A 9,605-nucleotide genomic window follows, 5' to 3' on the forward strand; every position below is an offset into this window, starting at 1 on the left:
GCCCTGCCCGTCCTGGAGAGCGACGGGCCGCTCGCCCTGCGCCGCACCCGCTCGCCGCGGGCCACGTACGCCCGGGTCACCGTCGTCGGCGCGATGAGCGCCCCGCTGAACGGCGACCGGCTGGCGATCGAGGCGGACATCGCGGACGGGGCGCGCCTCACCGTGGACTCGGCGGCGGCCACCGTAGCCCTGCCCGGCCCACGGGCGGACACCGGACCGTCCACGTACACCGTGGACCTGGGCGTGGGGGAGGGGGCCGTGCTGCACTGGCTCCCCGAACAGCTCGTCTCCGCCCGCGGCAGCGACCTGCGCATGACCACCCGGATCCGACTCGCCCCCACCGGGCGCCTGCTGCTGCGCGAGGAGCAGATCCTCGGCCGGCACGGCGAGCCCACCGGTGCGCTCACCACCCGGCTCACCCTCCACCGGGCGGGCCGCCCGCTCCTGGACCAGCAACTGGCCTACGGGCCCGGCGCCCCCGGCGGCTGGGACGGCCCCGCCGTCCTCGGCGGCCACCGGGCCGTCGGCCAACTGCTCCTCGCCGACCCGGTCTTCGAGGGTGCCCCGCTCCACGCGCGTCTCCTCGGCCCCACCGCCGCGCTCACCCCGCTCGCCGGCCCCGCTGTCCTGGTGACCGCCGTGGCCGCCGACGCCCGCCTGCTGCGCGGGATCCTGGACGACGCGATGCGCGGGCTGCTGGACGGGCTGAAGACGGGGCACACCGGCTGAGTCCGCTCAGCGAACCTTCTTCACCGGTTATGGGTTCGGTAAAGAAACAGGCGTACGCCCTGGCCCCGGGCGCCCCACTGACGAAAGGATCCCCGCGACGTACCGATGACCACGCCGCCTCCGGCGGCGGATCGGATGAAGGGGGAGGTTCCACGTGAGACGTACAACGATGCTCGGTTCGGCCGGGGCTCTCGTCGCGGGCACGCTCATAGCGGGGGCCATGGCCGCACCCGCCGCCAGTGCCGACGGCCGCCATCACGGCCGGGGCGACGCGGAGGCACGCGGGGTCGCCGTCGCGGCGCACCGGGCCGCGGACACCGGGATCGACTGGAAGGACTGCCCGGAGGACTGGGGCCTCGCCGCCCCCATCCAGTGCGGCTGGGTGACCGTGCCGCTCGACTACGCCAGGCCGAACGGCAAGAAGATCAAGCTCGCCGTCGACCGGCACGTCAGTACCGGCACGAAGGGCGAGCGCCAGGGCGCACTGCTCTACAACCCGGGCGGCCCCGGCGGTTCGGGACTGCGCTTCCCCGCCCGGGTCACGGCCAAGAACCCGCTCTGGACGAAGACCGCGAAGGCGTACGACTTCGTCGGCTTCGACCCGCGCGGCGTCGGACACTCGGCCCCGATCTCCTGTGTCGACCCGCAGGAGTTCGTCAAGGCCCCCAAGGCCGACCCGGTTCCCGACAGCGAGGCGGACAAGCGTGCCCAGCGCAAGCTGGCCCGCGAGTACGCCGAGGGGTGCGGCGAGCGCAGCGGCGCGATGCTGCCGCACATGACGACGCCCAACACGGCACGCGACCTGGACGTCATCCGGGCCGCGCTCGGGGAGAAGAAGCTCAACTTCCTCGGCGTCTCCTACGGCACCTACCTGGGCGCCGTCTACGGCACGCTCTTCCCGACCCACGTCCGGCGCATGGTCGTCGACAGCGTGGTCGACCCGTCGCGGAAGAACATCTGGTACCGGGCGAACCTCAACCAGGACATCGCCTTCCAGACGCGCTGGGACGACTGGAAGGCATGGGTCGCGAAGCACGACTCCGTCTACGGCATCGGCGACACCCCGCAGAAGGTCGAGAAGGCCTGGCTGGAGCTGCGGGCCGCCGCCAAGAAGAAGCCCATCGGGGGCGTCGTCGGGCCCGCCGAACTCATCGGCTTCTTCCAGGGCGCGCCGTACTACGACTCCGCCTGGGCCCCCACCGCCAAGACCTGGAGCGCCTACCGGGCCGGTGACACCCAGGCCCTGGTCGACGCCGCCGCCCCCGACATGAGCGACCTCGCGGGCAACGCCGCCGCCGAGAACGGCAACGCGGTCTACAACGCCGTCGAGTGCGCCGACGCCAAGTGGCCCACCGACTGGCGTACCTGGGACCGGGACAACACCCGGCTCCACGAGAAGTACCCGTTCATGACGTGGGCCAACGCCTGGATGAACCTGCCCTGCGCCACCTGGCCGGCCAAGCAGCAGACTCCGTTGGACGTCAGGACCGGCAAGGGCCTGCCGCCGGTCCTCATCGTGCAGTCCACCCGCGACGCCGCCACCCCGTACCAGGGCGCCGTCGAGCTGCACAAGCGGTTCAAGGGCTCGCGGCTCATCACCGAGAAGGACGCCGGGTCCCACGGCGTCACCGGACTGGTCAACCCCTGCGTCAACGAGCGGGTGGACACCTACCTGCTCACCGGGAGGACCGACCGGCGCGATGTGACGTGCGCCCCGCACGCCGCACCGAAGCCGTAGATCACCCAGGAGACGCCCGACCGGGGGCCGCTCAGCGCCGCCCCCGGTCGTACGCCTCCAGCCAGGCGTCCTCCGCCGCGTAGTCGAAGAGCCATGCGCCGTAATTGCGCAGCATCTTGGGGAACGCCTCCCGCCAGTCGCGCTCCGCCAGCTCTCCGGCGAGCCACTCGACCGTTTCCGGCAGCGACTCCACGTACCCGGTCACCGGGCGGTACCCGAGCTGCTCCTCGGCGGCCGTCATGTCGTAGACCACGGGGTGGGCGCCGCTCCACGGTGTCACACCGACATGTCCCTCCGGGGAAGCGCCGTCGACCAGCACCGTCTCCGTCTCCCGCCCGAGCACGTCGTCGATCGCCGACGCGATCTCCGCCACCGTGGGCGCCTCGGGGTCCGCCGCGTTCAGCACACGGGATCCCGGCCGTCGGGCGGCCAGCCGGATCAGCTCCGCCGCGTTGGACACATGGACCGGATGGAAGCGGCTCTCCCCGCCGTACGCGAACACCCGGCGCCGGCGCCCGTCGAGCAGCCGCTTCACCACGAACAGCTCGCGCGGGGTGCGGCAGTACGGACCGTGGACCGCGCCCGCGCGCAGCAGCGTCACCGGCAGTGCGTCGCCCGCCGCCAGCAGCTCCCGCTCCAGCAGGATCTTCCGCGTCCCGTACGTGGCGTCCCCCGGCGCCACCGTGGGCTGGGTCTCCGACAGCGGCACCGGATAGCGGGGGAAACCGTCGATCGAAGCCTGCGTGTCGAAGCTGCGGCCCCGGTCGTCCTCGTACACCGCCCCGCTGGAGATCACGACGGCCGATCCGATCCGGCCGGCCAGTCCCGTCAACTGCCGGGCGTGCGCGCCGTCGAACGCCACCATGTCGACCAGCACGTCACAGCCGTCGCCCAGCGCCCGGCCGAGCGCCCCCTCCTCGTCCCGGTCGAGCGCCACCGCCCGGACCCCTGCGTCCCACCCCACGTCCCGGCCGCCGCCGCGCGAGGCCGCGGTGACCTCCCAGCCGTCCGCGGCCAGCGCCCGCACCGCGGCCCGCCCGATCTGGCCCGTCGCACCCAGCACCCATGCGTGTCCTCTGCTCATGATCCCGACGCTAGGGGAGCGGGCCCGCCGGGACGAGGGTGCTCTGCCGGTGGCGTATTCGCGCTCAGCGTCGCAGCTTGGGGAACTTCCTCGGCGGCGCGGCCTCCTGCTCGGCCGCCTTCACCTTGGCCGCGTACTCGTCCACGTACTCCTGGCCGGAGAGTTCGAGGATCGCGTACATGATCTCGTCCGTCACGGCCCGGATCGCGGCCTTCTGGTTCTCCATGCCCGCGTAGCGGGAGAAGTCCAGCGGTTCGCCGAAGCGGATCGCGACCCGTTTGATCTTCGGCACGACCTGGCCGGGCGGCTGGATCTCGAAGGTGCCGACCATGGCGCAGGGAACCACCGGGACCTGCGCGGTGATCGCCATCACCGCGACCCCGACCTTGCCCTTGTAGAGCCGGCCGTCGTGCGAGCGGGTGCCCTCCGGATAGATCCCCAGCAGCTCGCCCTTGCCCAGGACGCCGAGCCCCTCGCGGATGGCCGCCTGCCCGGCGTCCTTGCCGGACCGGTCCACCGGGATCTGGCCCGCGCTGCGGAAGAAGGCCGCGGTGAGCCGGCCCTTGATCCCCGGGCCCGTGAAGTACTCGGCCTTCGCGAGGAAGGTGATGCGGCGCTTGATGATGGCCGGCATCAGGAAATGGTCGGAGAAGGAGAGGTGGTTGCCCGCGACGATCGCCGCGCCGCCCGTAGGAATGTTCTCCAGGCCCTCGGTCCGGGGCCGGAACAGCAGCCGCAGTACGGGTCCCAGCACGACATATTTCAGGATGTAATAGAACACCTTGCGGGTGCACCTCGCTCTGCCGGGGCGGCTCAGGCCTGTTCTGGATCATGCTGGTGCCGGGGGCCTGCAGCGCAGGCCCCCGGCACCAGCACGCGACCGTGGCGAACCGGTCCCCCGACTCGTACCCGCCTCCCGGCCCGTCAGGCCTGGTCACCCGCCGTGACGGTCAGGTGTCCTGTGTGGCCAGCATGCCGAGGGTGCACAGCCCCAGCACCACCCAGCCGAACCAGAGCCAGCCACTGCTTCCCAGCGCCACCGTGTACGCGGTCACCGCGATCAGTGCCCCGCCGGTCATGTATCCCATGGTCTTCGTCGATCCGGACATGCGCGCACGCTCCTCGTCGGCCGCGCGGCCGTTGTCCCCATGGTCACCCCGTACGCGCCCTCCGCGCTACTGTCCGCGCGCCTGCAAAGACGCGAGATAGGCGTTGTACGCCGCCAGCTCCTTGTCACCGTCGCGGTCCGCAGCCCGGTCCGTGCGCCGGGCGGTGCGCTGCTCGGAGCGGTACCACTGGAAAACCAGCGCGATCAGCACCAGCACGGAGGGGATCTCGCTGAACGCCCACGCGATGCCGCCCGCCCAGTTCTGGTCGCTCAGAGCGTCGATGCCGAGCGAGGCCGGCGGGTTCTTGTACGTCTCCACCATCGGCGTCGACGCCATCATCAGCGCGATCCCGAAGAACGCGTGGAAGGGCATCCCGGCGAACAGTTCCAGCATCCGCATCAGATAGCCGGGTCGGTGCGGGCCCGGGTCCACGCCCATGATCGGCCAGAAGAAGACCAGGCCGACCGCGAGGAAGTGCACCATCATGCCGATGTGGCCCGGCTTCGAGCCCATCAGGAAGTCGAAGATCGGCGTGAAGTACAGCGCGTAGAGGCTCGCGATGAACAGCGGGATCGTGAACACCGGATGCGAGATGATCTTCATGTACCGGCTGTGCAGCAGCTTCAGCAGCAGTTCGCGCGGCCCGGTCCGCCCCCGCCCGGCCGGCGGCAGCGCGCGCAGCGCCAGCGTCACCGGAGCGCCGAGCAGCAGCAGGATCGGCGACAGCATACTGATCACCATGTGCTGCACCATGTGCACGCTGAACATGACCATGCCGTAGTCGTTGAGCTTGGTGCACATCACCAGCGCGATGCTCAGCACGCCCACGGTGAAGAACACGATCCGGTTCACCGGCCAGCCGTCCCCGCGCCGCCGCAGCCGCACCACGCCGTACCCGTACAGGGCGAGCGCCAGGAAGCAGCCGGTCAGGAAGAACGGGTCGACGGAGAGCTCCAGCCCCCGCCCCAGCGTGAACGGCGGCAGGTCCATGTTCATGCCGTGCCCGCTGTGATCCATCTGTTCGCTCCCGATGGGGACACGTCCCCGTTTCGTGCCGGTTGTCCGGTCCAGAGTAGAACTGCCCCCGGCCGCGGTTGCGGCCGGGGGCAGTTCTGGACGACGTGTCCTGACGAGGTGTTCTAGAGCACGCACTCCGCCTCGGCGTACCGCTCGGCGGGGACCGTCTTCAGCGTCTCGACGGCCTCGCCCAGCGGGACCATCACGATGTCGGTGCCGCGCAGCGCGGTCAGCATCCCGAACTCGCCCCGGTGCGCCGCCTCCACCGCGTGCCAGCCGAACCGGGTCGCCAGGACCCGGTCGTACGCGGTGGGCGTGCCGCCGCGCTGGACGTGGCCGAGGATGACCGGGCGGGCCTCCTTGCCGAGCCGCTGCTCCAGCTCCCCGGAGAGCTGCGTGGCCACCCCGGCGAACCGCTCGTGACCGTAGATGTCCTTGACGCCCTGCTCGAACTGCATGGAGCCCTCACGCGGCTTGGCGCCCTCGGCGACCACCACGATGGCGAACTTCTTGCCCGCCGAGAAGCGCTTGCCGACCAGCTCGGTCAGCTCGTCGATGTCGAAGGGACGCTCGGGCACCACGATGGCGTGGGCGCCGGCGGCCATGCCGGAGTGCAGGGCGATCCAGCCGGTGTGCCGGCCCATGACCTCGACGATCAGCACCCGCTGGTGCGACTCGGCAGTGGTCTTGAGCCGGTCCAGCGCCTCGGTGGCGACGCCGACGGCGGTGTCGAAGCCGAAGGTGACGTCGGTGGAGGCGATGTCGTTGTCGATGGTCTTGGGGACGCCCACGATCGGGAGACCGGCCTCGGAGAGGAGGTTCGCGGCCTTGAGGGTGCCCTCGCCGCCGATCGGGATGATGGCGTCCAGGCCCAGGTCCGCGACATGGCCGCGGGCGCGCTCCACGCCGTCGCGCAGATGCGCGGGCTGGACCCGGGAGGAACCGAGGATCGTGCCGCCGCGGGCCAGGATGCCGCCCACCGCGTCAAGGTCGAGCTTGCGGTAGTCGCACTCCAGCAGGCCCTTCCAGCCGTCGTGGAAGCCGATGACCTCGTCGCCGTGGTCCACCACCGCGCGGTGCACGACGGAACGGATGACGGCGTTGAGGCCGGGGCAGTCGCCGCCGGAGGTGAGTACGCCAATGCGCATGGCCCGGAAACCTTTGCAACGTTAAGTCGACGACCGGACCACGTCGTCCGGTTGGATCCCCGCCACCCTACCGGCGCAGGGTGGCGGGACCGAACCGGCAGTCCGCCTGCTGGACTCCGCTCAGGCGAGCGGAAAACGCCTCAGACGGACACCGCTCAAGCGAGCGGAAAGAGCCTCAGGCGGGCTGGGTCGCCGAGGCGATCCGCTCGGCGCGCAGCGCGTCGTACCAGCGGTCGTCGGTGGGCGGCAGCGCGTTCACGTCGAGGGCCAGCTTCAGCAGCAGATCGGCGATCTGCGGATTGCGGGCCATCACGGGGCCGTGCATGTACGTCCCGAAGACCGTGTCGTTGTACGCGCCCTCCGTGCCGTCCCCGGTGCCGTTGCCCCGGCCGAACTGCACCCGGGCCAGCGGCCGAGCCGTCGGGCCGAGATGGGTGACGCCCTGGTGGTTCTCGAACCCGGTCAGCGGCGGCAGCCCGAGGTGCGGGTCGATGTCCGCCAGTACGTCGCCGACGCACCGCGCGCCCTCGCCGCGGGTGGAGACCACGTCGAGCAGACCGAGTCCGGCCTCGCGCTCGCCGAGGTCGTTGACGAACTCGTGCCCGAGGATCTGGTAGCCCGCGCAGACCGAGAAGATGATCGCGCCGTTGGACGCGGCCCGGCTCAGGCCGCCGTCGCGGCGCAGCCGCTCGGCCGCGAGGCGCTGCGGCCGGTCCTCACCGCCGCCGATCAGATAGATGTCGCCGGACGTCGGCACCGGCTGGTCGCTGCGCACGTCGACGCGCTGCACGTCCAGGCCGCGCTGCCGGGCACGCCGCTCCACGACCAGGGCGTTGCCCTGGTCGCCGTAGGTGCTGAGCAGGTCGGGGTAGACCCAGACCAGACGCAGACCGTTGTTGCTCATGCTTCGTCCTCTCCGGAGGTGGCCGGGGCCGGGGTCAGTTGCCGACACGACGGCGCAGATCCTGGAAGGCGGTGTAGTTGGCGATGACCTCGATGCGGCCGGGCGGCGCGTACTGCACGGCCTCGTCGAGCGTCTCGCAGACCCGGAAGTCGAGACCGGCCACTTCGAGGCGGACCGCGAGGTCCAGCTTCCGGTCGCCGAGCACGAAGATCGGGTGACCCGCCAGCTGCGTGTAGTCCACGTCCCACAGCCAGGAGGTGTCCGTGCCGTCCGCGCCGCGCGCGTTCACCGAGAGGATCACCGGCGTCGGCGGCGGGTCGATCAGCGAGAACGTCTCCAGCCAGCCGGCCGGGTTCTTCGCCAGCAGCAGACGCAGCTCACGGTTCTGGAAGGTGACGACGTCGTAGCGTCCGGCCACCGCCTGCACCTGGTACATCCGCTCCAGCGCGACCTGCGGCGGCACCCCGAAGACGGCGGCGACGGCGGCGGAACTGGTGGCGTTCGCCTTGTTCGCGCGGCCCGGCAGCTGGAGGTGGATCGGCCACGCCGAACCGTGCGGGTCCAGGACGTAGTCGCCGTTCAGCGCCCAGCTCGGGGCGGGGCGGCGGAAGCCGCACTGCCCGCAGAACCAGTCGTCGCCCGGGCGCTGCATCACACCGCCGCAGGACGGGCAGGACCAGGCGTCGTCCTTCCACGCCTGACCGGCCGCCACCCACACCACGTTGGGCGAGGAGGAGGCCGCCCAGACGACCAGCGGGTCGTCCGCGTTCGCGATGACCACGGCCTTCGAACCGGAGAGGCCCTCGCGCCACTGCTCGGCCATCATCCGGGTCTCCGCCGCGCGGTCCAGCTGGTCGCGCGAGAGGTTGAGCAGGGCGATCGCCTTGGGCGTGGTGTCGCGCGCGACACCCGCCAGATACTTCTCGTCGACCTCGATCACGCCGAACTTCGCGTCCGAGCCGCCGGCCAGCGCCGAGGTGATGCCCGCGGGCATGTTCGCGCCGAGCGCGTTCGACACGACGGGCCCAGCGGCCCGCAGTGCCTCGGCGATCAGCCGCGTGGTGGTCGTCTTGCCGTTCGTCGCCGACACGAGGATCACGTCCAGGTGCTGCGCCAGCCGCCCCAGCAGGTCGGGGTCGAGTTTGAGCGCCACCCGGCCGCCGATCACCGATCCGCTGCCCCGCCCCGCGGCGCGTGACACCGCCGCCGCGGCCTTGCCCGCCGTCACGGCCAGCTTGGCCCGCGGCGACAACGGCTCCGTGTTGCCTGCCATCGTCCTAGATCCTCCTTGCATCGGTCCGCGCCCAGCCTATCGATGTCCGGCGCGGCGACCGCACCGCGGCACCACGGGAACCCCCCGGCCCCGGCGGAACGTACGCTTGCCGCCATGCGAAACCGCCCGATCCCCGGCAGTTCCGGACTCGTCCGTGAGATGAGTCTGCTCGGCGACCCGTTGCTCCACCGCGCCTGCGAGGACGTCACGGACTTCGGCCCGTCGCTGGCGAGGCTGGTCGAGGACATGTTCGCCACGATGTACGCCGCACAGGGTGTCGGGCTCGCCGCCAATCAGGTCGGCGTCCCGCTCAAGGTGTTCGTCTACGACTGCCCGGACGACGACGATGTCCGCCATCTGGGACACGTGGTCAATCCCGAACTGGTCGAGGCGGACGGACTCACCGTACGCGGACCGGAGGGCTGTCTGTCACTTCCCGGTCTGGAAGCGGGCACGGAACGCTTCGACCACGCGGTCGTCGAGGGGCTGACGATGACCGGCGAGCCGGTCCGGATCGCAGGGACCGGATGGTTCGCCCGGTGCCTCCAGCACGAGTGCGACCACTTGGAGGGCACGGTCTACACCTGTCTCTTATACACATCT

Annotated in this window: 10 protein-coding genes; 3 read left to right on the top strand and 7 right to left on the bottom strand. The window is 71.3% G+C overall.

Translation table 11 applies throughout. The features are described from left to right. Together CR470_RS31940 and CR470_RS31945 are read left to right on the top strand one after the other, a co-directional pair. A partial coding sequence (locus tag CR470_RS31940) for an urease accessory protein UreD (RefSeq protein ID WP_107489519.1) occupies nucleotides 1–729 on the top strand: 729 nt, incomplete at its 5' end. 169 nt (nucleotides 730–898) lie between these two features. After that, nucleotides 899–2,467 (top strand): alpha/beta hydrolase, encoded by a 1,569-nt coding sequence (locus CR470_RS31945; RefSeq protein ID WP_097870961.1) that lies wholly within the window; start codon nucleotides 899–901, stop codon nucleotides 2,465–2,467. A gap of 31 nt (nucleotides 2,468–2,498) precedes the next feature. On the opposite strand, the gene CR470_RS31950 is transcribed toward CR470_RS31945, so the two are convergent. The 7 genes from CR470_RS31950 to CR470_RS31975 all read right to left on the bottom strand — a co-directional run bounded on the left by CR470_RS31950 (nucleotide 2,499) and on the right by CR470_RS31975 (nucleotide 9,002). Then, entirely contained in the window at nucleotides 2,499–3,551 is a 1,053-nt protein-coding gene (locus tag CR470_RS31950) for an NAD-dependent epimerase/dehydratase family protein (protein ID WP_257138984.1), read from the bottom strand. Nucleotides 3,552–3,615: 64 nt separating this feature from the next. Next, entirely contained in the window at nucleotides 3,616–4,332 is a 717-nt protein-coding gene (locus CR470_RS31955; protein WP_097870963.1) for a lysophospholipid acyltransferase family protein, read from the bottom strand. Nucleotides 4,333–4,501: 169 nt separating this feature from the next. Beyond that, nucleotides 4,502–4,660, bottom strand: a complete 159-nt coding sequence (locus CR470_RS39860) for a hypothetical protein (RefSeq protein ID WP_003970622.1) — start codon at nucleotides 4,658–4,660, stop codon at nucleotides 4,502–4,504. A gap of 66 nt (nucleotides 4,661–4,726) precedes the next feature. After that, nucleotides 4,727–5,677 (bottom strand): cytochrome c oxidase assembly protein, encoded by a 951-nt coding sequence (locus CR470_RS31960; protein ID WP_097870964.1) that lies wholly within the window; start codon nucleotides 5,675–5,677, stop codon nucleotides 4,727–4,729. A 122-nt stretch (nucleotides 5,678–5,799) separates the two neighbouring features. Next, entirely contained in the window at nucleotides 5,800–6,825 is a 1,026-nt protein-coding gene (locus tag CR470_RS31965; protein WP_003970624.1) for a 6-phosphofructokinase, read from the bottom strand. Nucleotides 6,826–7,000: 175 nt separating this feature from the next. Continuing rightward, nucleotides 7,001–7,729 (bottom strand): type 1 glutamine amidotransferase, encoded by a 729-nt coding sequence (locus CR470_RS31970; protein WP_097870965.1) that lies wholly within the window; start codon nucleotides 7,727–7,729, stop codon nucleotides 7,001–7,003. A 34-nt stretch (nucleotides 7,730–7,763) separates the two neighbouring features. After that, the gene (locus CR470_RS31975) at nucleotides 7,764–9,002 is read right to left on the bottom strand and encodes a MurT ligase domain-containing protein (protein WP_032792844.1); all 1,239 of its coding nucleotides are present in this window, start codon (nucleotides 9,000–9,002) and stop codon (nucleotides 7,764–7,766) included. A gap of 114 nt (nucleotides 9,003–9,116) precedes the next feature. On the opposite strand from CR470_RS31975, the gene def reads away from it, so the two are divergent. Beyond that, nucleotides 9,117–9,605, top strand: a 489-nt coding sequence (gene def, locus CR470_RS31980; RefSeq protein ID WP_097870966.1) for a peptide deformylase, incomplete at its 3' end; no start/stop codon positions are given.

Origin of the sequence: Streptomyces sp. rh34, from assembly GCF_002551245.1 — a bacterium.
Classification (GTDB): Bacteria; Actinomycetota; Actinomycetes; order Streptomycetales; family Streptomycetaceae; genus Streptomyces.

Excerpts from the sequence above, each read along its gene's own strand:
- CR470_RS31975 (WP_032792844.1), bottom strand. The coding sequence starts at position 9,002 with ATGGCAGGCAACACGGAGCCGTTGTCGCCGCGGGCCAAGCTGGCCGTG.
- CR470_RS39860 (WP_003970622.1), bottom strand. The coding sequence starts at position 4,660 with ATGTCCGGATCGACGAAGACCATGGGATACATGACCGGCGGGGCACTG.
- CR470_RS31970 (WP_097870965.1), bottom strand. The coding sequence starts at position 7,729 with ATGAGCAACAACGGTCTGCGTCTGGTCTGGGTCTACCCCGACCTGCTC.
- CR470_RS31950 (WP_257138984.1), bottom strand. The coding sequence starts at position 3,551 with ATGAGCAGAGGACACGCATGGGTGCTGGGTGCGACGGGCCAGATCGGG.
- CR470_RS31945 (WP_097870961.1), top strand. The coding sequence starts at position 899 with ATGCTCGGTTCGGCCGGGGCTCTCGTCGCGGGCACGCTCATAGCGGGG.
- CR470_RS31960 (WP_097870964.1), bottom strand. The coding sequence starts at position 5,677 with ATGGATCACAGCGGGCACGGCATGAACATGGACCTGCCGCCGTTCACG.
- CR470_RS31965 (WP_003970624.1), bottom strand. The coding sequence starts at position 6,825 with ATGCGCATTGGCGTACTCACCTCCGGCGGCGACTGCCCCGGCCTCAAC.